22 protein-coding genes are annotated in these 22,616 nt (G+C 68.7%); 3 read left to right on the top strand and 19 right to left on the bottom strand.

Annotated features, from left to right (window positions below; translation table 11 throughout):
• Positions 1-97: 97 nt before the first annotated feature.
• The 3 genes from AB0I77_RS44715 to AB0I77_RS44705 all read left to right on the top strand — a co-directional run bounded on the left by AB0I77_RS44715 (position 98) and on the right by AB0I77_RS44705 (position 3,879).
• Positions 98-1,285 (top strand): histidine kinase, encoded by a 1,188-nt coding sequence (locus tag AB0I77_RS44715; RefSeq protein WP_363288645.1) that lies wholly within the window; start codon positions 98-100, stop codon positions 1,283-1,285.
• Positions 1,282-1,923 (top strand): response regulator transcription factor, encoded by a 642-nt coding sequence (locus AB0I77_RS44710; RefSeq protein ID WP_363288644.1) that lies wholly within the window; start codon positions 1,282-1,284, stop codon positions 1,921-1,923. The genes AB0I77_RS44715 and AB0I77_RS44710 overlap by 4 nt, the downstream gene beginning before the upstream one ends.
• A 132-nt stretch (positions 1,924-2,055) precedes the next feature.
• Positions 2,056-3,879, top strand: coding sequence for a glycoside hydrolase family 18 chitinase (locus AB0I77_RS44705; protein ID WP_363288643.1), 1,824 nt, complete (start codon positions 2,056-2,058; stop codon positions 3,877-3,879).
• A 78-nt stretch (positions 3,880-3,957) separates the two neighbouring features.
• Here the strand turns inward: AB0I77_RS44705 and AB0I77_RS44700 are convergent, their stop codons facing one another.
• The 19 genes from AB0I77_RS44700 to AB0I77_RS44610 all read right to left on the bottom strand — a co-directional run bounded on the left by AB0I77_RS44700 (position 3,958) and on the right by AB0I77_RS44610 (position 22,410).
• The gene (locus tag AB0I77_RS44700) at positions 3,958-4,404 is read right to left on the bottom strand and encodes a DUF2550 domain-containing protein (protein WP_363288642.1); all 447 of its coding nucleotides are present in this window, start codon (positions 4,402-4,404) and stop codon (positions 3,958-3,960) included.
• 161 nt (positions 4,405-4,565) lie between these two features.
• Positions 4,566-4,940: a F0F1 ATP synthase subunit epsilon gene (locus AB0I77_RS44695; protein WP_363288641.1), complete on the bottom strand. Its 375-nt coding sequence runs from the start codon at positions 4,938-4,940 to the stop codon at positions 4,566-4,568.
• Between the two features lie 129 nt (positions 4,941-5,069).
• Positions 5,070-6,506, bottom strand: a complete 1,437-nt coding sequence (atpD, locus tag AB0I77_RS44690) for a F0F1 ATP synthase subunit beta (RefSeq protein ID WP_363288640.1) — start codon at positions 6,504-6,506, stop codon at positions 5,070-5,072.
• On the bottom strand, positions 6,506-7,423 hold the full coding sequence (locus tag AB0I77_RS44685; protein ID WP_363288639.1) for a F0F1 ATP synthase subunit gamma: 918 nt from the start codon (positions 7,421-7,423) through the stop codon (positions 6,506-6,508). Before AB0I77_RS44685 ends, atpD begins: the two co-directional genes overlap by 1 nt.
• A 20-nt stretch (positions 7,424-7,443) precedes the next feature.
• Entirely contained in the window at positions 7,444-9,036 is a 1,593-nt protein-coding gene (gene atpA / locus AB0I77_RS44680; RefSeq protein ID WP_363288638.1) for a F0F1 ATP synthase subunit alpha, read from the bottom strand.
• Between the two features lie 135 nt (positions 9,037-9,171).
• Positions 9,172-9,987, bottom strand: coding sequence for a F0F1 ATP synthase subunit delta (locus AB0I77_RS44675; protein WP_363288637.1), 816 nt, complete (start codon positions 9,985-9,987; stop codon positions 9,172-9,174).
• Positions 9,984-10,529, bottom strand: coding sequence for a F0F1 ATP synthase subunit B (locus AB0I77_RS44670; RefSeq protein WP_363288636.1), 546 nt, complete (start codon positions 10,527-10,529; stop codon positions 9,984-9,986). Before AB0I77_RS44670 ends, AB0I77_RS44675 begins: the two co-directional genes overlap by 4 nt.
• A 38-nt stretch (positions 10,530-10,567) precedes the next feature.
• On the bottom strand, positions 10,568-10,798 hold the full coding sequence (gene atpE, locus AB0I77_RS44665) for an ATP synthase F0 subunit C (protein ID WP_363288635.1): 231 nt from the start codon (positions 10,796-10,798) through the stop codon (positions 10,568-10,570).
• Between the two features lie 75 nt (positions 10,799-10,873).
• The gene (gene atpB / locus AB0I77_RS44660; protein WP_363288708.1) at positions 10,874-11,710 is read right to left on the bottom strand and encodes a F0F1 ATP synthase subunit A; all 837 of its coding nucleotides are present in this window, start codon (positions 11,708-11,710) and stop codon (positions 10,874-10,876) included.
• A gap of 210 nt (positions 11,711-11,920) precedes the next feature.
• Positions 11,921-12,358 (bottom strand): hypothetical protein, encoded by a 438-nt coding sequence (locus AB0I77_RS44655; RefSeq protein WP_363288634.1) that lies wholly within the window; start codon positions 12,356-12,358, stop codon positions 11,921-11,923.
• A 298-nt stretch (positions 12,359-12,656) separates the two neighbouring features.
• Positions 12,657-13,976 (bottom strand): MraY family glycosyltransferase, encoded by a 1,320-nt coding sequence (locus AB0I77_RS44650; RefSeq protein WP_363288633.1) that lies wholly within the window; start codon positions 13,974-13,976, stop codon positions 12,657-12,659.
• 129 nt (positions 13,977-14,105) lie between these two features.
• The gene (gene glyA / locus AB0I77_RS44645) at positions 14,106-15,347 is read right to left on the bottom strand and encodes a serine hydroxymethyltransferase (protein ID WP_363288631.1); all 1,242 of its coding nucleotides are present in this window, start codon (positions 15,345-15,347) and stop codon (positions 14,106-14,108) included.
• A gap of 68 nt (positions 15,348-15,415) precedes the next feature.
• Complete coding sequence (locus AB0I77_RS44640) at positions 15,416-16,084, bottom strand: protein-tyrosine-phosphatase (RefSeq protein ID WP_363288630.1); 669 nt, start codon at positions 16,082-16,084, stop codon at positions 15,416-15,418.
• Complete coding sequence (locus AB0I77_RS44635) at positions 16,081-16,728, bottom strand: L-threonylcarbamoyladenylate synthase (RefSeq protein WP_363288629.1); 648 nt, start codon at positions 16,726-16,728, stop codon at positions 16,081-16,083. Before AB0I77_RS44635 ends, AB0I77_RS44640 begins: the two co-directional genes overlap by 4 nt.
• 52 nt (positions 16,729-16,780) lie before the next feature.
• Positions 16,781-17,620 (bottom strand): peptide chain release factor N(5)-glutamine methyltransferase, encoded by an 840-nt coding sequence (prmC, locus tag AB0I77_RS44630; RefSeq protein ID WP_363288628.1) that lies wholly within the window; start codon positions 17,618-17,620, stop codon positions 16,781-16,783.
• An 81-nt stretch (positions 17,621-17,701) separates the two neighbouring features.
• The gene (gene prfA, locus AB0I77_RS44625) at positions 17,702-18,778 is read right to left on the bottom strand and encodes a peptide chain release factor 1 (RefSeq protein WP_363288627.1); all 1,077 of its coding nucleotides are present in this window, start codon (positions 18,776-18,778) and stop codon (positions 17,702-17,704) included.
• 106 nt (positions 18,779-18,884) lie between these two features.
• Positions 18,885-19,109 carry a 50S ribosomal protein L31 gene (gene rpmE / locus AB0I77_RS44620; protein ID WP_363288626.1) on the bottom strand — a complete coding sequence of 75 codons (225 nt, stop codon included), beginning with the start codon at positions 19,107-19,109 and terminating at the stop codon, positions 18,885-18,887.
• Between the two features lie 140 nt (positions 19,110-19,249).
• The gene (locus AB0I77_RS44615) at positions 19,250-20,389 is read right to left on the bottom strand and encodes an LCP family protein (protein ID WP_363288625.1); all 1,140 of its coding nucleotides are present in this window, start codon (positions 20,387-20,389) and stop codon (positions 19,250-19,252) included.
• A 215-nt stretch (positions 20,390-20,604) separates the two neighbouring features.
• Positions 20,605-22,410, bottom strand: a complete 1,806-nt coding sequence (locus tag AB0I77_RS44610; RefSeq protein ID WP_363288624.1) for a trypsin-like serine protease — start codon at positions 22,408-22,410, stop codon at positions 20,605-20,607.
• Between the last annotated feature and the right edge of the window lie 206 nt (positions 22,411-22,616).

Below are 22,616 nucleotides of genomic sequence, written 5' to 3'. Positions count from 1 at the left end.
GTCGGCGGTGACGAACTCGCGGTACATCGAAAGATGCAGTCCCGGACCCTTCGTGGGAATCAGGTGTCCGGCACGTGGGCCGTGTTGGGATGGAGTCATGGCCCCGCGACCGCCCCGCCCGCACCGCTTCGACCTGTGCGCCGCGCTCGCCGGACTGCTCGGCGGACTGCTGCTGTGGGGCGTCGGCCTGCCCACCCGCCCGGCCGACGAGCCCTACGTACTGTTGGACGGCCGCTGGCCGGTCCTGCTGCCGCTCGCCGTGATGGCGGGCTGCGAGGCGCTGCGCCGCACCCTCCCGCGCACCGCCCTGCTGATCGGCGTGGCGGCGCTGACGCTGGACTCGGTCACCCAGGGCAGCCTGGTCACGGTCGTGATGTTCAGCGACCTGGTGTACGCGGCCGTGGTGTACGGGCCGCCCGCCACCGCCCGCCGCGTCCCCTGGATCACCGGACTGCTCACCGTGGCCGGCACGGTGGTGCCCCTCGCGATCTGGCAGGTGCCGGAGATGCTGCTGATCGGCGTGGTCATCGGCCTGGTCGCGCTGATGCCGGCGGCGACCGGCTGGATCGTCCGCAACCACCGCGACGCCGCCGAGGCCGCCCGGCTGCGCGCCGAGCAGACCACGCTGCTCGCCGAGATGGACCGCGCCCAGGCGGTCACCGCCGAACGCGCGCGGATGGCACGGGAATTGCACGACATGGTCGCCAACCACCTGTCCGCCATCGCCATCCACTCCACCGCCGCACTCTCCCTGGACGACCCGACGACCTCCCGGGACGCGCTCGCCGTCATCCGCGAGAACAGCGTGAAGGGCCTCGCCGAGATGCGGCGGCTGATCGGGATCCTGCGCGAGGGCGACAACGAGCCGGCCGCGACACCGACCCTCGAAGGGCTCCCCGCCCTCGTCGAGGGCGCCCGCGCCAACGGCCTGGACGTCAGCCTCGACGCCGCACACGGCCAGGTCCCCGCGCCGGTCGAACTCGCCGCGTACCGCATCGTGCAGGAGTCCCTCACCAACGCCCTCAAGCACGCCGGTCCCGGCCGCGTCACCGTCAAGCTCGCCCAGCAGGACAGCTCCCTCACCGTTGCCGTGACCAGCCCGTACGGCGACCGGGAGGGGCCGAGCGCCCCCGGCTCGGGTGCCGGACTGGTGGGAATGCGCGAACGGGCCGCGCTGCTGGGCGGCAGCTTCGAGGCCGGCCCCCTCGAAGACCCGGGCTCGGCCGACGGCAAGATCTGGGCCGTACGGGCGACACTTCCCGTCACCGAAGGAGACCCCGCATGATCCGCGTCCTGGTCGCCGAGGACCAGTCCGCCGTCCGCGCCGGACTGGTCCTCATCCTGCGCAGCGCCCCCGACCTCGAGGTGGTCGGCGAGGCGGCGGACGGCGAGCGGGCGGTGGCGCTGGCGCGTGAACTGCGCCCCGATCTGGTCCTGATGGACATTCAGATGCCACGGCTGGACGGGGTGTCGGCGACCCGGCAGGTCGTCGCCGAGGGCCTCGCCGACGTGCTCGTGCTGACCACCTTCGACCTCGACGAGTACGTCTTCGGGGCGCTGCGGGCCGGAGCGTCCGGATTCCTGCTGAAGAACACGGAGGCGAAGGACCTCATCGCGGCCGTACGGACGGTCGCGGCCGGCGAGGGCCTGATCGCCCCGGCCGTCACCCGGCGCCTGATCGCCGAGTTCGCGGCCCGGCCGGTACGCGAGCCGACCGCCGATCCCGCGGTCCTGGACAGCCTCACCCGCCGTGAACGCGAAGTACTGTCCTGCCTCGGCAAGGGGCTGTCCAACGCCGACATCGCGACCCGCCTCGACATGGCCGAGGCCACCGTGAAGACGCACGTCAGCAGGCTGCTGGGGAAGCTGGAGCTGCGCAGCCGGGTGCAGGCGGCGGTGCTCGCGCAGGAGTTGGGGATCTGACCGACCGGCGCCAACGGCGTCCCGAAATGGTCCAGACCTATTGACCTCTGGTCCAGACCTTTCTATTCTCGCGACACTGCGGGCCTGATGGCTCAGGTCATGCCCCGACACCCCCAATAAAGGAGGCGCTGCATGCGCTTCAGACACAGAGCCGCGGCAGGGTTCGCGACCCTGCTGCTCCCCTTTGCCGGTCTCGTCGGCCTCGCGAGCCCCGCCCAGGCCGCGACCAGCGCGACGGCCACCTACGCCAAGACCCAGGACTGGGGCTCCGGTTTCGAGGGCAAGTGGACGGTGAAGAACACCGGCACCACGGCCATCAGCTCCTGGACCGTCGCCTGGGACTTCCCCTCCGGTACGTCCGTCACCTCCGCCTGGGACGCCGACGTCACCTCCTCCGGCACCCACTGGACCGCCAGGAACAAGTCCTACAACGGCACTCTCGCCCCCGGCGCCTCCCTCTCCTTCGGCTTCAACGGCACTGGCACCGGTTCGCCGTCCAACTGCAAGCTCAACGGCGGCAGTTGCGACGGAACCAGCGTCCCCGGTGACGCGGCTCCCTCCGCCCCCGGCAAGCCCACCGCCTCCGCCATCACCAACACCTCGGTGAAGCTGGCCTGGAGCGCGGCCACCGACGACAAGGGCATCAAGAACTACGAGGTCCTGCGCGACGGTGCGAAGATCGCCACCGTGACGACGACCTCGTACACCGACACCGGCCTGACCGCCGGCACCGACTACTCGTACTCCGTCCAGGCCCGGGACACCGCCGATCAGACCGGCCCGGTCAGCGCCGCGGTCGCCGTGCGCACCACCGGCGGCACCACGGAGCCCCCGCCCACCGGCTCCAAGGTCAAGCTCGGCTACTTCACCGAGTGGGGTGTCTACGGCCGCGACTACCACGTAAAGAACCTGGTGACCTCCGGCTCCGCGAAGAAGATCACGCACATCAACTACGCGTTCGGCAACGTCAAGGACGGCAAGTGCGTCGTCGACGACACCTACGCCGCCTACGACAAGGCGTACACCGCCGACCAGTCCGTCAACGGCACCGCCGACACCTGGGACCAGCCGCTGCGCGGCAACTTCAACCAGTTGCGCCAGCTCAAGGCCAAGTACCCGAACATCAAGGTGCTGTACTCCTTCGGCGGCTGGACCTACTCCGGCGGGTTCGCGCAGGCCGCGGCCAACCCCGCCGCCTTCGCCGCCTCCTGCAAGGCCGTTGTCGAGGACCCGCGCTGGGCCGACGTCTTCGACGGCATCGACATCGACTGGGAGTACCCCAACGCCTGCGGCCTGACCTGCGACACCTCGGGCCCCGCGGCCTTCAAGAACCTGATGCAGGGCCTGCGCTCGGAATTCGGCCCGAACTACCTGGTCACCGCCGCGATCACCGCCGACGGCACCTCCGGCGGCAAGATCGACGCGGCCGACTACGGCGGCGCCGCGCAGTACGCCGACTGGTACAACGTGATGACGTACGACTTCTTCGGCGCCTGGGCGAACACCGGCCCGACCGCCCCGCACTCGCCGCTCACCTCGTACGCCGGCATCCCGACCGCCGGCTTCACCTCCGCCGACGCCATCGCCAAGCTGAAGTCGAAGGGCGTCCCGTCCGCCAAACTCCTGCTCGGCATCGGCTTCTACGGCCGCGGCTGGAGTGGCGTCACCCAGTCCGCCCCCGGCGGCACGGCGACCGGCGCGGCTCCTGGCACCTATGAGGCGGGCATCGAGGACTACAAGGTGCTCAAGACGTCCTGTCCGGCCACCGGGACCGTCGCCGGCACGGCGTACGCGTACTGCGGCACCGACTGGTGGTCGTACGACACGCCTTCGACGATCGTCGGGAAGATGACCTGGGCCAAGAACCAGGGCCTGGGCGGCGCGTTCTTCTGGGAGTTCAGCGGGGACACCACGGACGGCGAGCTGGTGAACGCCATCAACCGCGGTCTCTCGTAAAGAAGTTCGCTAGGCCACATTGACGCTCCCCCAGACTTCGTCCGGGGGGACCCCCACCCAGCGAGTAAATGTGACCTTTCAGGCCACATTTACTCGCTGTCCGGGCGGGGCCGCTTCCAGCCACGCGAGGAAACCGGTCAGCGCGTCTTCGCTCATCGCGAGTTCGAGACGCGTGCCCCGGTGCAGACAGACGAGGATGACGGCGTCGGAGAGCAGCGCCAGCTCCTCCTCGCCCTCGGGGACGCGGCGGCCGGCCACCTCGATCGCCGAGCGCTCCAGGACGCGGCGCGGGCGGGGGGCGTAGGAGAAGACGCGGTACCACTCGACCCGGTCGCCGTTGTAGCGGGCGACGCCGTAGGACCAGCCCTTGCCGCTGGTGTCGGGTTTCTCCGGCACGTCCCAGCGCAGACTGCAGTCGAAGGTGCCGCCGGAGCGCTGGATGAGTCTGCGGCGCAGGCCGAAGACGAACAGTCCCAGCACTACCAGGGCCACGACCAATCCGCACACAGTCAGGGCGAGGACCATCGACACCGACCTCCTCGTCTCCTCGGTTACGGATTTCCCCGTAACTTTCTCGGTAACGGAATGGAAAAAACACCCACATTTGCCTCAGCCGCGACTGGTACCGGATCGCTCCGGTTCCAGCCGCGGCTGAGTGACGTCATCGCGTGACGCGGGCGCTGGGGTCAGCGCGCCGTCGCCGCACGCAGTCGTACGTCCGCGCGACGCTCGGCGTGGGCGTCGCCCTCCGCCTTCGCGCGCTCGAGCTCTCGCTCCGCGCGCTGGACATCGATCTCGTCGGAGAGCTCGGCGATCTCGGCCAGCAGCGACAGCTTGTCGTCCGCGAACGAGATGAATCCGCCGTGCACCGCGGCGATGACCGTCCCGCCATCACTCGTACGGATGGTCACCGGGCCCGACTCCAGCACACCGAGCAGCGGCTGGTGACCGGGCATGACGCCGATGTCGCCGGACGTGGTGCGCGCGACGACCAGGGTGGCCTGGCCGGACCAGACCTCTCGGTCGGCCGCGACCAGCGCAACGTGCAGCTCAGCAGCCAAGGTGGCTCCTCGGGTCACCACCCGGCTGTTTCGCCGGGTGTTGGTTACAAGTCTAGTGGGCGTGACTGAGGGGGCGGGACGCGCCCGCCCCCTCACACGTGAGCACGGGGCTCACTTCGAGCACGAGGCTCAGGAGACGCCCAGCTCCTTGGCCTTGGCCTTGAGGTCCTCAAGACCGCCGCACATGAAGAACGCCTGCTCCGGGAAGTGGTCGTAGTCGCCGTCGCAGATCGCGTTGAACGCGGTCACCGACTCGTCCAGCGGTACGTCCGAACCGTCCACGCCGGTGAACTGCTTGGCGGCGTGGGTGTTCTGGGACAGGAAGCGCTCCACGCGACGGGCACGGTGGACGACGAGCTTGTCCTCCTCGCCGAGCTCGTCGATACCGAGGATCGCGATGATGTCCTGGAGATCCTTGTTCTTCTGAAGGATCGTCTTGACGCGCATCGCGCAGTCGTAGTGGTCCTGCGAGATGTAGCGCGGGTCCAGGATCCGGGACGTGGAGTCGAGCGGGTCCACGGCCGGGTAGATGCCCTTCTCGGAGATCGGACGGGAAAGCACCGTCGTCGCGTCGAGGTGGGCGAAGGTGGTGGCCGGGGCCGGGTCGGTCAGGTCGTCCGCGGGGACGTAGATCGCCTGCATCGAGGTGATCGAGTGACCGCGGGTGGAGGTGATGCGCTCCTGGAGGAGGCCCATCTCGTCGGCCAGGTTCGGCTGGTAACCCACCGCGGAGGGCATACGGCCGAGCAGCGTGGAGACCTCGGAGCCGGCCTGGGTGAAGCGGAAGATGTTGTCGATGAAGAACAGCACGTCCTGCTTCTGCACATCGCGGAAGTACTCCGCCATGGTCAGACCGGCCAGGGCCACCCGCAGACGGGTGCCCGGGGGCTCGTCCATCTGACCGAAGACCAGGGCGGTCTTGTCCAGAACGCCGGACTCTTCCATCTCCGCGATGAGGTCGTTGCCCTCACGGGTGCGCTCACCGACGCCCGCGAAGACGGAGACGCCCTCGTGGAGCTTGGCGACGCGCATGATCATTTCCTGGATCAGCACGGTCTTGCCGACACCGGCACCACCGAACAGACCGATCTTGCCGCCCTTGACGTACGGGGTGAGCAGGTCGACGACCTTCAGGCCGGTCTCGAACATCTCGGTCTTGGACTCGAGCTGGTCGAAGGCCGGGGCCTTGCGGTGGATGGTCCAGCGCTCGCCCTCGTACTGCTCGTCGACGTTCAGCACCTCACCGAGGGTGTTGAACACCTTGCCCTTGGTGAAGTCGCCGACCGGGACGCTGATGCCCTTGCCCGTGTCGGTCACCGCGGCCTGGCGGACCAGGCCGTCGGTGGGCTGCATCGAGATGGTGCGGACCAGGCCGTCACCCAGGTGCTGGGCGACCTCCAGGGTCAGCAGCTTCTTCTCGTCCGCGTTCGCCGGGTCGGCGACCTCGACGTGCAGGGCGTTGTAGATCTCGGGCATCGCGTCGACGGGGAATTCCACGTCGACGACCGGGCCGATGACCCGGGCGACGCGGCCCGTGGCAACGGCCGTCTCAACTGTCGTCGTCATTACCTGTCACTCCCCGCGGTCGCGTCGGCCAAGGCGCTGGAGCCACCGACGATCTCGCTGATTTCCTGGGTGATTTCGGCCTGGCGGGCCGCGTTGGCAAGACGGGCGAGCGTGTCGATCAGCTCGCCCGCGTTGTCGGTCGCCGACTTCATCGCGCGGCGGGTGGCGGCGTGCTTGGAGGCAGCCGACTGGAGCAGCGCGTTGTAGATCCGGCTCTCGACGTAGCGCGGCAGAAGGGCGTCGAGGACGTCCTCCGCCGACGGCTCGAAGTCGTACAGCGGAAGGATCTCGCCCTTGGTGTGCGACTCCTCCGCTACCTCGTCGAGGCTGAGGGGCAGCAGGCGGTCGTCGACCGCCGTCTGCGTCATCATCGAGACGAACTCGGTGAAGACGATGTGGAGTTCGTCCACGCCGCCGTCCGCCGTCTCCGTCTCGATGGCCTCGATCAGCGGGGCCGCGACCTTCTTCGCGTCCGCGTACGAGGGCTCGTCGGTGAAGCCCGACCATGACTCCGTGATCTTGCGCTCACGGAAGTTGTAGTGGGCGACTCCACGGCGGCCGACGATGTAGACGTCGACCTCCTTGCCCTCGGACTCCAGGCGCGCGGTCAGCTGCTCCGCCGCCTTGATGGCGTTGGAGTTGAAGGCGCCGGCCAGCCCGCGGTCGCTCGTCAGGAGCAGCACCGCGGAACGGGTCGCCGTCTCCGCCTCCGTGGTCAGCGGATGCTTGGTGTTCGATCCGGTGCCGACCGCCGTGACCGCGCGGGTCAGTTCCCGCGCGTACGGCGTGGAGGCCGTCACCTTGCGCTGCGCCTTGACGACGCGCGAGGCAGCGATCATCTCCATCGCCTTGGTGATCTTCTTGGTCGCGGTGACGGATTTGATGCGACGCTTGTAGACCCGGAGCTGGGCTCCCATGAGTCAGGTCCCTTCCGTCGTCACTTACCGGCGGCGGCCGGAGCTTCCTCGCCGAGAAGCTTCCCGTCCGAGGTCTCGAACTGCTTCTTGAACTCCGCGACGGCGTCGCTGATGGCCGTGATCGTGTCGTCCGACATCTTGCCGCCCTCCTTGATGGAGGTCATGAGGCCCTGCTCCTTGCGGTGCAGGTACTCCAGCAGCTCCTTCTCGAAGCGGCGGATGTCGTTGACCGGCACCTCGTCCATCCGGCCGGTGGTGCCGGCCCAGATGGAGATGACCTGGTCCTCGGTGGCCATCGGCTGGTACTGCGGCTGCTTCAGCAGCTCGACCATCCGCTGACCGCGCTCCAGCTGCGACTTCGACGCGGCGTCCAGGTCGGAACCGAAGGCGGCGAAGGCCTCCAGCTCACGGAACTGGGCGAGGTCCACGCGGAGCCGGCCGGACACCTGGCGGATCGCCCGGTGCTGGGCGCTGCCGCCGACTCGGGAGACCGAGATACCGACGTTCAGGGCCGGACGCTGGCCGGCGTTGAACAGGTCGGACTCCAGGAAGCACTGGCCGTCGGTGATGGAGATGACGTTGGTCGGGATGAACGCCGAGACGTCGTTGGCCTTGGTCTCGACGATCGGCAGACCGGTCATCGAGCCGGCACCCATCTCGTCGGAGAGCTTCGCGCAGCGCTCCAGGAGGCGGGAGTGCAGGTAGAAGACGTCACCCGGGTAGGCCTCACGGCCCGGCGGGCGGCGCAGCAGCAGGGACACGGCGCGGTAGGCGTCGGCCTGCTTGGAGAGGTCGTCGAAGATGATCAGGACGTGCTTGCCCTCGTACATCCACTGCTGGCCGATGGCCGAACCGGTGTACGGCGCCAGGTACTTGAAGCCGGCCGGGTCGGACGCCGGGGCGGCGACGATGGTCGTGTACTCCAGCGCGCCGGCCTCTTCGAGGGCGCCACGCACGGAGGCGATGGTCGAACCCTTCTGACCGATGGCGACGTAGATGCAGCGGACCTGCTTGTTCGGGTCGCCGGTACGCCAGTTGTCGCGCTGGTTGATGATCGTGTCGACGGCCAGGGCGGTCTTGCCGGTCTGGCGGTCACCGATGATCAGCTGACGCTGGCCACGGCCGATCGGGGTCATCGTGTCGACGGCCTTGTAGCCGGTCTCCATCGGCTCGTGCACCGACTTACGGGCCATGACGCCCGGGGCCTGAAGCTCCAGGGCGCGCCGGGTGCTGGTCTCGATCTCGCCGAGGCCGTCGATCGGGGTGCCGAGCGGGTCGACGACGCGGCCGAGGTAGCCCTCGCCGACGGCCACGGACAGGACCTCGCCGGTACGGGAGACCGGCTGACCCTCCTCGATACCGCTGAACTCACCGAGGACGACGCAGCCGATCTCGCGCTCCTCGAGGTTGAGGGCGAGACCGAGGGTGCCGTCCTCGAACTTCAGCAGTTCGTTGGCCATGGCCGAGGGCAGGCCCTCGACCTTCGCGATGCCGTCGCCGGCAAGGGTGACCGTACCGACCTCCTCGCGCGAGGCCGCGTCCGGCTTGTACGACTGGACAAAGTTCTCCAGCGCGTCCCGGATCTCCTCCGGCCGGATCGTGAGCTCCGCCATCTGGGTTCCCTGCTCTCCTTGTTGGGCCCGAAGTTTCACTTTGGGGTCTGGGGGCGACCCCCAGGATTCTTCTGCACGGCCCAACACGGGCCGTAATAAGTACGTACTGCTCTTAAGGCTGCTATTAAGTTGCCGCTAGCTCGCCAGTCGGCGGCCGGCGTCCTCGATACGGTCCGCGAGGGAGCCGTTGATGACCTCGTCGCCGACCTGCACCCGGATCCCTCCGATGACCTCGGGGTCCACGTCGAGGTTCAGGTGCATCGTGCGGCCGTAGAGCTGCGCGAGGGCGGCGCCCAGGCGCTGCTTCTGCGGGTCGCTGAGCGGTACCGCCGAGGTCACGACGGCCACCATGCGGTCCCTGCGCTCGGCGGCGAGCTTGGACAGGGACTCCAGTCCCGCCTCCAGGCTACGTCCCCGCGGCGCGGTAACAAGGCGCGTGACCAGACGCACGGTGGTCCGGTCGGCCCGGCCGCCGAGCAGACTGCCGAGCAGTTCGCCCTTGGCCGAGGTCGTGGCCTTGCGGTCGGTCAGCGCGGCGCGCAGCTCGGTGCTCGAAGAGACGATCCGGCCGAACCGGAACAGTTCGTCCTCGACGTTGTCGAGCTTGCCCGCCCGCTGGGCGGCGGTGAGGTCGGCGAGGTTCGCCAGCTCCTCCAGTGAGTCCGCCAGGTCGCGCGACTGCGACCAGCGGGAGCGCACCAGGCCGGACACCAGGTCGACGGCCGGGCCGCCGACCTGCGAGCCGAGCAGGCTCTGGGCCAGCTCGGCCTTGGCTTCTGAGGCCTTCGCCGGGTCGGTCAGGACCCGGCGCAGCGACGCCTCGCGGTCGAGCAGCGCGGTGACGGCGGCCAGCTCGTCGGCGAGCGAGCCCGCGTCCACGGACGTGGAGTCCGTCAGCGCGTCGAGACGCTCACGTGCGGCTGCCAGGGCCTCGCGGCTCGCTCCGTTCATCGGCTGGCCTCGGCCTTCTCCTCGAGCTCGTCGAGGAAGCGGTCGATGACACGGCTCTGCCGGGCGTGGTCCTCGAGGGACTCGCCGACGAGCTTGCCGGCCAGTTCGGTGGCGAGCTTGCCGACGTCCTGGCGCAGCGCGGACGAGGCGGCCTTGCGGTCGGCCTCGATCTGCGTGTGCCCGGCGGCGACGATCTCCTCGCGCTGCCGCTGGCCTTCCGCGCGCATCTCGGCGATGAGCGTGGCGCCCTGCTCCTGCGCCTCCTGGCGCAGCCGCGCGGCCTCGTGACGGGCCTCGGCGAGCTGGGCCTTGTACTGCTCGAGGACGCTCTGGGCCTCGGTCTGCGCGGCCTCGGCCTTCTCGATACCGCCCTCGATGGCCTCGCGGCGCTCTTCCAGAACCTTGTTGATGTTCGGGAGGAGCTTCTTGGCGAGGAAGCCGAAGACGATGACGAAGGCGATGAGGCCGATGACGAGCTCGGGGATCGGCGGGATGAGGGGATTTTCCATCTCCTCAGACGCCACGATGAGCAGCTGGCTCATGTCGTTGCCTTTCGTCTAGTCGGCTGGTCGTGGATCCGTCAGACGCCGTAGACGAACGGCATGACCAGACCGATCAGGGCGAGCGCCTCACAGAACGCGAAGCCCAGGATCTGGTTGGCGCGGATCAGGCCGGCGGCCTCGGGCTGACGGGCCAGGGCCTGGGTGCCGTTACCGAAAATGATGCCGACGCCGACGCCGGGGCCAATGGCAGCGAGGCCGTAACCGACGGAGCCGATGGAGCCTTCGACAGCAGCAAGAGTCTGGGACATGCCAGTTCTTCCTTTTCTTTACGGACCGGTGGGGGTTGGCCACCGGACGTCTGCGGGGTTGGTGGGGGCGGGCGCTCAGTGGTGCTCGGCGAGCGCGCCCTGAATGAAGGTGCAGGTCAGAAGCACGAAGACGTACGCCTGAAGGGCCTGGATGAACAGCTCGAAGGCCGTCATGACGATGACCATGATGAACGAGACGCCGGCGTAGGCGATGCCGATGCCGTTCAGCAGGTACCAGCTGGCGATCGTGAAGAGCAGCAGCAGGGTGTGGCCCGCGAACATGTTCGCGAAGAGTCGCACCGCGTGCGTGAACGGCCGGACCAGCAGGTTCGAGAAGAACTCGATCGTCATGGACAGCGGCAGCACCGCGCCGAGCGACTTGTCGTAGCCCGTGAAGTTCTTGAAGGCGCCGACGAATCCGTGCCTCTTGAAGGTCAGCGAGACCCACAGGATGTAGACGATGATCGCGAGGACCGCGGGGTACGAGATGATCGACGTCACCGGGAACTGGGCGACCGGGACGATCGACCAGAGGTTCATCATCCAGATGAAGAAGAACAGCGAGACGACGAGCGGGACGTACTTCTCGCCTTCCTTCTTGCCGATCGTCTCGTAGACGACACCGCGCCGGATGAAGTCGTATCCCGTCTCGGCGACCATCTGGAGCTTGCCCGGGACGACCTTCGGCTTGCGGAACGCCGCCCAGAAGAAGCCGATGATGATGACCGAGCCGAGCAGGGCCAGCAACATCGTCTTGTTGAAGTAGACGTTGCTGTCCGCGTCACCCACGAGGGGCTCGAACAGGAACGAGTGCAGGCCGGGAGCCGGGAAGCCACAGCCGTCGAAGATGTGGCAGTCGGTCTCGAAGGCGAGCACCTGCGTCGGGTCAGCACTCACCGCGGGCTCCTTCAGCGTGACGCATAGGTACGGCAACCTCGTTGTGTCGGCGCGGCACTTGGCCGCAGTTCGGCACGGGACTGGTGTTTCGGATGTAGGGGCGGCTCTTGGGCATCTCGCCTCGCGATTGAGCAGGCGTCAGCTCAGATGCCCGCGCCCGCGATGCCGCAGTTGGCACCGGACGATAGCAGGATCTCTTAGGCGCGCTTATCCCGGCCCTACCTCTCACGACGAGTGGCCCGTCTTCGCGGGCTTCTCGCCCTTCTGGGAGTCGGGTTCGACATAGAGGATCTTGGCCTTCATGTGGGCACGGGTCTGCGCACCGATCCAGGCAAGGGTGGTGGCGACCAGCGTGAAGGCGAAGGCCCTGGGGTGAAACAGCGTCGTGTTCTTGAACGTGGCCAGGAAGACGAACAGCAGGAGGATCTGCGTCGTGTAGAGCATCAGACCCATGGCCTGGAAGAGGTGCGGAAGCGATTTCGCGGTGCGCTGAAGAATGTAGAGCCCGATGCCCATGAAAAGAATCGTGAGCACCGTCGCGACAGCTGCCCCGACAGCCCCGTCGCCACCGACGACCACACCGCTCACCAGGGCGGCAATGGCGCCTACGGCAGCTGTGGGCACAGCGGCCTGGAGCAGGATCCGGACGTCGTTGGACGGCATGGCGGCAACTCCGCTTTCGCAGGGGGGCAGGGTGTCGTCATGGACGAGCGTAGTCCCGGGTTGAGTGGGAACCTCACGCCAATGGACCGTCGCACTGCGGTCCTTCGGCTCTGGCCCGGGTTCTCGTGAACCGTATCACAAACTATTTGATGCGGTCTTTACCAAGTGGTGTGCTCGGTGTCACACATGAGAGTGACAGTGCGCGTCTGTGCAGGAACACGGGTGGCTTGTCTGGTATTGGGATGCTTCGCTTCCCCACGACTTGGCAATGCTCTAGTCAGATTCTTACCTTGTCGCGTCAGCGCGAGGTCCCGGCCTTGCGCCGGTCCAGGGGACGCGAACGGGCGCCGAGGGCGGTCGCACCGTTGACACCAGCCACTGCGGCGGCCACCGGAGTGCGGCGCTCCTCCTCCACCACGGCCGCCGGCACGGGCTCCTCGACGGTCACCCGGCGGCGGCGGTAGCGCGGCGGCACGACGTTCTCGGCCCATCGCGGGGCGCGCGGGGCGAAGCGGGGCAGCAGGAGCAGCAGAAGCCCGATCGCGCTGAGGAACACGACGCTGAGCACGATCCACATGGACGCCGAGTTCACCGAGTAGGCGAGCGCGCCGAAGGCGATCAGCGCCGACCAGAAGTACATGATCAGCACCGCGCGGCTGTGCGAGTGGCCGATCTCCAGCAGCCGGTGGTGCAGATGCCCGCGGTCGGCGGCGAACGGCGACTGGCCGCGCCAGGTGCGGCGCACGATGGCCAGCACCAGGTCGGCGGCCGGGATCGCGATGATCGTCAGCGGGAGCAGCAGCGGGATGTAGACGGGCACCGTCTGGTGCACGGCCGCCTTCTCGGACCCGGCGAACAGCTTGAGCGCGTCCGGGTCGACCTGCCCGGTGATGGAGATGGCGCCGGCGGCCAGCACCAGGCCGATCAGCATCGAGCCGGAGTCGCCCATGAAGATGCGCGCCGGGTGCATGTTGTGCGGCATGAAGCCGAGGCACATGCCCATCAGGATCGCCGAGAACAGCGTGGCCGGGGCGGCTGCCTCGATGCCGTACGAGACCCAGACGCGGTAGGCGTACAGGAAGAACGCCGCCGAGGCGATGCACACCATGCCGGCCGCGAGGCCGTCGAGGCCGTCGACGAAGTTGACCGCGTTGATGGTGATGACGACGAGCGCGACCGTCAGCAGGGTGCCCTGCCACTGGGTGAGCGCGACCGAGCCGACGCCGGGGATGGGCAGCCACAGGATGGTGAGACCCTGCATGACCATCACGCCGGCGGCGATCATCTGCCCGCCCAGCTTGATCAGGGCGTCGATCTCGAACTTGTCGTCCAGGACGCCGATCAGCCAGATCAGGGCCGCTCCGGAGAGGAGGGCCCGCGGTTCGTTGGACTTCGCGAACACCTCGTTGAGGTTGGCGAGGTGGTCCGCGACCAGCAGGCCCGCGCACAGGCCGAAGAACATGGCGATCCCGCCGAGCCGCGGAGTGGGTTCCCGGTGCACGTCACGGGCCCGGATCTCCGGCATCGCTCCGGCCACGATCGCGAACTTCCGTACCGGCCCGGTCAGCAGGTACGTCACGGCGGCCGTGATGCAGAGCGTCAGCAGGTATTCACGCACAGGCTTCCCCACGGGTCTCGCTGGCCATCTCAGTCCCACACACTAGCGATGGACGCATACGGTTGGGGACTTCCGGGTAGCGACGATGGTTGCACGGGTGGCTGTGTACCGAGCTCCGCCTACCCCCGTTCAGCCCGGATACGGCGGAAATCCCCCGGCCAGCTCCCGCACTTCTTCACGTGCTGTCTGGCTCTCGACCTCGTTCCTGAGCACCTGCGCGAACAGCAGGGCGATCCGTGCCATCTCCGCCTCCGCCATGCCCTGCGTGGTGACGGCCGCCGTGCCGAAGCGCAGGCCACGGGCATCGGCGTGCGGCAGCGCACAGCAGTCGAGCACCATCCCGGCGGCGGCGAGCCGGCCGCGGGCGGTGCGCCCGTCGACGCCGAGGGGCGCCGGGTCGGCCGTCACCAGATGGGTGTCGGTGCCGCCGGTGGTGATGACGAGCCCCTCGGCGGCCAGCCCCGCCGCCAGCACCCGCGCGTTGGCGACCACCTGATGGGCGTACGCGCTGAAGGCCGGGGTCGCCGCCTCGCCGAACGCGACGGCCTTGGCGGCAATGGTGTGCATCTGAGCTCCTCCTTGAGTGAACGGGAAGACGGCTCGGTCCACACGCTCCGCCAAGTCCGAGCCGCACAGGATCATTCCGCCGCGCGGGCCGCGCAGCACCTTGTGGGTGGTGGCGCAGACGACATCGGCGTACGGCACCGGGTTCGGGGCCGCTCCCCCGGCGACGAGCCCGATGGGATGGGCGGCGTCGGCGATGAGATAGGCGCCCACCTCGTCGGCGACGTCCCGGAAGAAGGCGTAGTCGATGTGCCGGGGGTAGGCGATGGACCCGCACACGATGGCCTTGGGCCGGTGCGTCTGGGCGAGAGTCCGCACCTGCTCGTGATCGATGAGCCCGGTCTCCGCGTCCACCCCGTACCCGACGAAGTCGAACCAGCGGCCGGAGAAGTTGGCGGGCGAGCCGTGCGTGAGGTGACCGCCGTAGGGCAGGCCGAGGGCGAGGACGGTGTCGCCGGGCCGCAGCAGCGCGGCGTACGCGGCCAGCACGGCCGACGATCCCGAATGCGCCTGCACATTGGCGTGTTCGGCCCCGAACAGCGCCTTGGCCCGCTCTACGGCGATGCGCTCGGCGACGTCGACGAGTTCGCAGCCGCCGTGGTACCGGGAACCCGGGTACCCCTCCGCGTACTTGTTGGCGAGCCGGGAGCCGAGGGCGGCAAGGACGGCCGGCGAGGTGAAGTTCTCGGCGGCGATCAGCTGAAGCGTGGTCGACTGCCGGTCCGCTTCCGCGAGCAGGATCTCGGCCAGCTCGGGATCCTGCCGCCGCAGGACATCGGCGCTCTCGGGGGCATGGGTGAGCGACATGGCGAACTCCGGGCGTCGACGGTGACGTACGTCCAATGTAGGCCCGGGACGGACGGGGTGCTCGGTGGTTACGCCCGTGCAGGTACACCCGTGAGAGCGGTGACGACGGGATCCAGCGCCTGGTTTATCTCGTCCCCGATCGACCGGAAGAACGTCAGCGGCGCCCCGTAGGGGTCGTACACCTCGTCCGCCTCCGCCGTCGGCGCCAGCAGCCATCCGCGCAGCGCCGCGGCCGCGCGGACCAGGGCGCGGGCGCGGGCCACCATGCCGTCCTCCAGGGGCGGCAGGGTCGCGGGGTCTATCGCCTTCACCAGGCGGGTGAACTCCTTGAGGGTGAAGGTGCGCAGGCCCGCCGAGTGGCCCATGGAGATGACCTGGGCGCGGTGGTCGCGGGTCGCGGTCAGGACCAGGTCCGCCATGATGACGTGCTCGTCGAGCAGTTCGCGGCCGGTGAAGCCGGAGGCGTCCGCGCCGAAGTCGGCCAGCACGGTCTCCGCGTTGGCCTCCATGGGCGCGCCCTCATGGCCCCAGGTGCCCGCGCTCTCCACGATCAGCCCGCCCCACAGCGGGTCGCCGAGCCGGTCCGCCAGGGCATGCCGGGTCAGCCGCTCGGTGATCGGCGAGCGGCACACGTTGCCGGTGCTGACGTGGAGGATGCGGAAGCTGTCGAGAGGGAGGCCGAAGGTCCCCGTGTCTTCCCCGTTCCATATGCCACGCCCCGCGTCAGGGGCCGTCAATTCGCCACCTCGAGGTCGGGTACGACCTTCCTGAGCTCGTCCGCGGAGATGGCGCCCTCGCGCAGCAGGAGGGGCACCTCGCGGGTGACGTCGACGATCGAGGACGGGACGTTGCCGGGGGTCGGACCGCCGTCCAGGTAGACCGACACCGAGTCGCCGAGCATCTCCTGCGCCGCGTCACAGTCCTCCGGCGCCGGGTGGCCCGTCAGGTTGGCGGAGGAGACCGCCATGGGGCCGACCTCGGTCAGCAGCTCGATGGCCACCGGGTGCAGCGGCATACGGATGGCGACCGTGCCCCGGGTGTCCCCCAGGTCCCACTGCAACGACGGCTGGTGCTTGGCGACGAGGGTCAGGGCACCCGGCCAGAACGCGTCGACCAGTTCCCAGGCCAGCTCGGAGAAGTCCGTGACGAGGCCGTGCAGCGTGTTCGGGGAGCCGATGAGCACGGGCGTGGGCATATTGCGGCCCCGGCCCTTGGCCTCCAGCAGATCGGACACCGCTTCCGAGGTGAACGCGTCGGCGCCGATGCCGTACACCGTGTCCGTCGGCAGCACCACGAGCTCGCCACGGCGGACGGCGGACGCGGCTTCGCGCAGACCGGTCGTGCGGTCGGTCGCGTCGTTGGTGTCGTATCGCCGTGCCATATCTAGCGGGCCTCCTCGTACACGTGCTTCTGGGAAAGACTCTGCGGCGCGCTCACGGCATCGCCCTGCGGGCCGTGGCGAAACGCGGGCGGTTGTTGAGGTCGGGATGGTCGGCCGCGTCGGCCCAGCCCCGCTCCTCGGTGAAGATCCACGGCACCTGGCCGCCCTGGGTGTCGGCGTGCTCGATGACGACGACACCGCCGGGGCGCAGGAGCCGGTGTGCGGTGCGTTCCAGTCCGCGGATCAGTTCGAGGCCGTCCTCGCCCGAGAACAGGGCGAGTTCGGGGTCGTAGTCGCGGGCTTCGGGAGCGACGTACTCCCATTCGGTCAGCGGGATGTACGGCGGATTGGAGATGACCAGGTCGACATGGCCGTCGAGGTCGCGGAAGGCGTCCAGGGCGTTGCCCTGACGCAGGTCGACCCTGGACCCCTCCATGTTCTTCCGGGTCCACCTCAGGGCGTCCTCGGACAGCTCCACGGCGTGCACACGCGAGCGCGGGACTTCCTGGGCGAGGGCGAGCGCGATGGCACCGGACCCGGTGCACAGGTCGACGATCAGCGGCTCTACGACGTCCATCGCGCGGACGGCGTCTATGGCCCACCCGACGACCGATTCGGTCTCCGGACGCGGCACGAACACCCCTGGCCCCACCTGGAGTTCCAGGTACCGGAAGAACGCCCGCCCGGTGATGTGCTGGAGCGGCTCGCGCTGCTCACGGCGCGCGATGACCTCCCAGTAGCGGGCGTCGAAGTCGGAGTCCTTCACGGAGTGCAGCTCGCCCCGCTTCACGCCGTGCACGAACGCGGCGAGCTCCTCCGCGTCGTTGCGCGGCGAGGGCACGCCGGCGTCGGCCAGCCGCTGGGTGGCCTGGGCCACCTCTGCGAGCAGCACGCCTCGGGGGTTTGGGGGTCGCCCCCCAAATGATTGCTGCACGCAAGTCCTCCGTGTCTTACTCGTCCGTGGGTACGTGCCTTACGCGGCTGCCAGCTTCGCCGCTGAGTCCGCGTCGACGCAGGCCTGGATCACCGCGTCGAGTTCGCCGTCCAGGACCTGGTCCAGGTTGTAGGCCTTGAAGCCGACTCGGTGGTCCGAGATGCGGTTCTCCGGGAAGTTGTAGGTGCGGATCTTCTCGGAGCGGTCGACGGTGCGGACCTGGCTGCGGCGGGCGTCGGCGGCCTCCCTCTCCGCCTCCTCCTGCGCCGCCGCGAGCAGCCTGGAGCGCAGGATACGCATCGCCTGCTCCTTGTTCTGCAGCTGGCTCTTCTCGTTCTGGCAGGAGGCGACGACTCCGGTGGGAATGTGCGTGATGCGCACCGCGGAGTCGGTGGTGTTGACGGACTGGCCGCCCGGGCCGGAGGAGCGGTACACGTCGATGCGGAGGTCGTTCGCGTTGATCTCGACGTCGACCTCCTCCGCCTCGGGGGTGACGAGCACGCCGGCCGCGGAGGTGTGGATACGGCCCTGGGACTCGGTCGCCGGAACCCGCTGCACGCGGTGCACGCCGCCCTCGTACTTGAGGCGGGCCCACACGCCCTGGCCGGGCTCGGTGGCGCCCTGGCCGCCCTTGGTCTTCACGGCGACCTGGACGTCCTTGTAGCCGCCCAGCTCGGACTCGGTGGCGTCGATGATCTCGGTCTTCCAGCCGACGCGCTCGGCGTAGCGCAGGTACATCCGCAGCAGGTCGCCGGCGAACAGGGCGGACTCGTCGCCGCCCGCGCCCGCCTTGACCTCCAGGATGACGTCCTTGTCGTCGTTGGGGTCGCGCGGGACGAGCAGCAGGCGCAGCTGCTCCGTCAGGTCCTCGCGCTGCTTCTCCAGCTCCTTGACCTCGGCGGCGAAGTCGGGGTCGACGGCGGCGTACTCGCGTCCGGTCTCGATGTCGTCGCCGGTCTGCTTCCAGGAGCGGTACGTGGCGACGATCGGGGTGAGCTCGGCGTAACGCTTGTTCAGCTTGCGCGCGTTGGCCTGGTCGGCGTGGACCGACGGATCGGCGAGCTTCGTCTCCAGATCGGCGTGCTCGGCGACGAGTTCCTCGACGGCCTCGAACATCTTGGGCTCCTGATACTGCGGTAAGGGGAAGGCGGGCGACCAAAAACGCCGGTCCCGGTGCGCCCCTGGGCGGGGGCACGACCGTGGACCGGCGAAAAGGAGCTCGCTACTTCTTGGAGCCGGCAGAAGCCTTGCCGAAGCGGGCCTCGAAGCGGGCCACACGGCCACCGGTGTCGAGGATCTTCTGCTTGCCCGTGTAGAACGGGTGGCACTCGGAGCACACGTCGGCACGAATGGCGCCGCCCTCGATCGTGCTGCGGGTGGTGAACGACGCGCCGCAGGTGCAGCTGACCTGCGTCTCGACGTACTCGGGGTGGATGTCGCGCTTCAAGGTGTCTCCTAGATTTCGGGAGGGCGCCGGGTCGCAGCCGCGGGATGCGGGAGCGTGAACCGGAGCCGACGTACCAGTCTGCCAGGACTGGGGTCATCCACCCAAACCGAGGGCCTGGGTCGTCTATTCCTGCGGGCCGTCTAGGAGTCGCTCACGACGCCGCCGGCCTCGCCGGTGGCCGTGCCCTTCGTGGCCGACTTCGGGATCGCCTTGTCGTTCTTCAGCGCGGTCCACACCTGCTTGGCCTTCGCTTCCTCGACGATGACGCGGTTCGCGTCGGCCGGGTCGTACTCGACCGGCATCGTGACCATGTGCATGCGCGAGGAGCTGATGCCCTTGAGGCCGTTCGCGAAGGCCATGAGCTTGTTCACCGAGCCCAGGTCGGAGTCGGTCGTCACGGCCTTGGTGGCGGTGTTGGCGAGGTCGTACAGCTTCGTGGGGTTGCCGAACAGGTCGACGTGCTTGACCTGGTTGATCAGCGCCTTGATGAAGGCCTGCTGGAGCTGGATGCGGCCGAGGTCGGAGCCGTCGCCGACGCCGTGGCGGGTACGGACCAGGCCGAGGGCCTGCTCGCCGTCGAGGTCGTGGGTGCCGGCCTTCAGGTCGAGGTGGCTGTCGGGGTCGTCGATGTCCTTGGTGGTGGTGACCGTCACGCCGCCGAGTTCGTCGATGAGCTTCTGGAAGCCGCTGAAGTCGACCTCGAGGTAGTGGTCCATGCGGATACCGCTGAGGGACTCGACGGTCTTCACCGCGCAGGCGGCGCCGCCGGTGGAGTACGCGGAGTTGAACATCACGCCGTCCGCGGCGTCGTGCGTGTCGCCCTTGGTGTCGGTGCACTCGGGGCGGTCGACGATGGTGTCGCGCGGGATGGAGACCACGCTGGCCTTCTTGTGACCCTCGTAGACATGCACGACCATCGCGGTGTCGGAGCGGGCGCTGCCGTCGTCGATGCCGCCGCCGAGCTTCTCGTTGCTGCCGCCGGAGCGGGTGTCCGAGCCGAGGACGAGGATGTTCTCGGAGCCGTTGTCGACCTTGGTCGGCCGGTCGGTGCCGAGGGCCGAGTCGATGTCGACGCTCTTGATGTTGCCGTTGAGCTTGAAGTACACGTAACCGGCTCCGGTACCGCCCAGCACGACGATGCCCGCGGCGGTCCAGGCCATGATCAGCAGGCCCTTGCGCCTGCCGCGGGGTTTGCGGCGGCGGCCCTTGGCGCGGTGGCGCGGGCCGGCGGTGCCGGACTCCCCCGGTATGCCGGACTCCGGCGTGCTCTCGGCGGACATGCGCTCCTCGAATCTCGTCCCGGTCGGTTACCCCCTGCTTTCAGGGTCAGGCGTGGTGGATACGACACGTATCCACCATCGTCACTCCGCCTGGTCAGACGGCGAAACTCGGCAAAGGGTTGCACAACGCACTGTGACCACCCTGTGCACAACGGGCACAAGGTGGTCACAGTGCGTGACAGTCCGATCGGGGCGGACCCCGCTCACCTGCGGGTTCAGCCGAAGATGTCGTACTGCTTGAAATCGGTGCCGACGGAGATCCTTGTGGCGAAGATCTCGCTGGTGGCCTTGCCGGTGCCCTTGTAGAGGTAGAGCGTGCCGCCGGGGGTGCGGGCCAGGAAGTCGGCCTTGCCGTCGCCGGTGACGTCACCCACCGCGTCGAAGGCGTTGTACGTCGTGCCGCTCCAGGTGCGTACCTTGATGCGGCTGGAGAAGGCGCCCGTGCCGGCCTTGCCGGTGCCCTTGTACAGGTACACGTAGCCGTTGCTCGCGCCGCGGGCGATCAGGTCGGTCTTGCCGTCGCCGGTGAAGTCGCCGTGGCCGCGCAGGGAGTTGTACTGGTTCCAGCCGGAGCCGACCTTGACCCGGGCCGCGAAGGTGCCGTTGCCCTGGCCCGGGTAGATCCACAGGACGCCGGCCGAGTCGACCGAGAGCAGGTCGGGCCGGTAGTCGCCGGTGACGTCACCGGGGGTGAGGATCCGGGTGCGGGTCTTCCAGTTGTCGGCGATCTGCTTGGGGTCGGCCCAGCTCCCGGTGGCCGGGACGAAGCGCCACCAGTAGACGTCGCCGGTCGCGCTCTCGCGGTACACGTAGTCCTGGTAGCCGTCCCGGTTGAGGTCGGTCTGGAGGACGACGTTGATGCCGGTCCAGTTGCCCCAGGACTGGCGGGCGCCGAAGGAGGTGCCCTTGGAGTCCTTCTCGTAGCCGGTCTTGGTGGAGGCGTTGCGCACCCACAGGTCGGCCCGGTGGTCACCGCTGAGGTTGGTGTCGTCGACGCGCGGATAGGCGGCGCCGACGTACGTGCTGACCTTGGTGAAGACGCTGTACGCGCCGCTCGCGACGCAGTTCGCCACGCCCCAGGAGACGACGCCGACGATCCGGTTGTTCACGATCAGCGGGCCGCCGGAGTCGCCGTTGCAGGCGGAGGTGGTGCCGGTGTCGCTGCCGGTGGCGGGCTTGCCCGCGCAGACCATGTGGCCCTTGACGAAGTCGGCGCCGTAGTAGCGGGCGCAGGTGGCGTCGGACTGGACGGGCAGCGTGGCCGTCTTCAGCGTCTCGGAGATGTCCTGGCTGGTGGAACTGGTACGGCCCCAGCCGTAGACCTTCGCGCTGGTGCCGGCGGCGTACGAGGCGGTGTCGCCGGACGTCGTCATCCGGATCGGCGTGGCCTTGACGGGGTTCGGCAGGGTGAGCACCGCGAGGTCGTTGTCGAGGGCCGCCGAGCTGTACGACGGGTGGTACCACTGCCGCCAGACCCCGCTGACGGTGCCGCCGTGCAGGTCGTCCGCCGAGGGCAGCTGCGAGGTCCCGGTGACGATCGCGCCGTTCGCATGCCAGTCGTAGCCCTTGACGCAGTGCGCGGCGGTGAGGATCTTCGTCGGCGCGATGACGGCGCCGCCGCAGAAGAAGCCGGTGTCGTCGCTCTCGTCGGCGGTGCCCTGGTCGTCGGTGTACCAGAGCTGGGCCATCCACGGGGCCGTCGTGATGGTGGTCGTCGTACCGCCGATGATCATCGGGTCGACGGTGCCGGTGCCGGTGCTCGCGCTCAGGGACGACTTGGCCGTCGTGGCGCCCGGGGTGTCGTCACCGGCCATGGCGCCGGCGATCCGCCGTTCCAGCTCGGCGAGCGAGGGCGTGCTGATGGCGGTGGCCTTGGCGGGCGGCTTCGGTGCGGCGGTGGTGGCGGCGCCCGCGGATGTCGTCAGCAGTGCCGCGGCGAGCGCGGCGGCCAGGCCGACGGCGCCGATGGGCAGGGCGATCCGTATCCGGCGTCTGTGTCGGCCGACGCTGCCTCCTGACATGGGTGTACCCACGCAAGTCCCCCCTCGGGATAAGAAGTTCTTGGTCGAAAATTTGACCGAAGGGCGTGATCTTACAACGGCGGTGGGCAGCGCAAAGGGCCGCCCCTGTTGCTTGGGTTCTAGTGGTCGTTGCAACACCCCAGTTCAGGGGATGCAATGGACTTCGAGATCCGTAGGGACCGGACGGCTCAGGGCCCTGTGAGGCT

The organism is Streptomyces sp. NPDC050619, from assembly GCF_040654815.1.
Lineage (GTDB): Bacteria > Actinomycetota > Actinomycetes > Streptomycetales > Streptomycetaceae > Streptomyces.
Note: the sequence above shows the minus strand (reverse complement) of the source record. Positions and strands in the feature narration are given on the sequence as shown.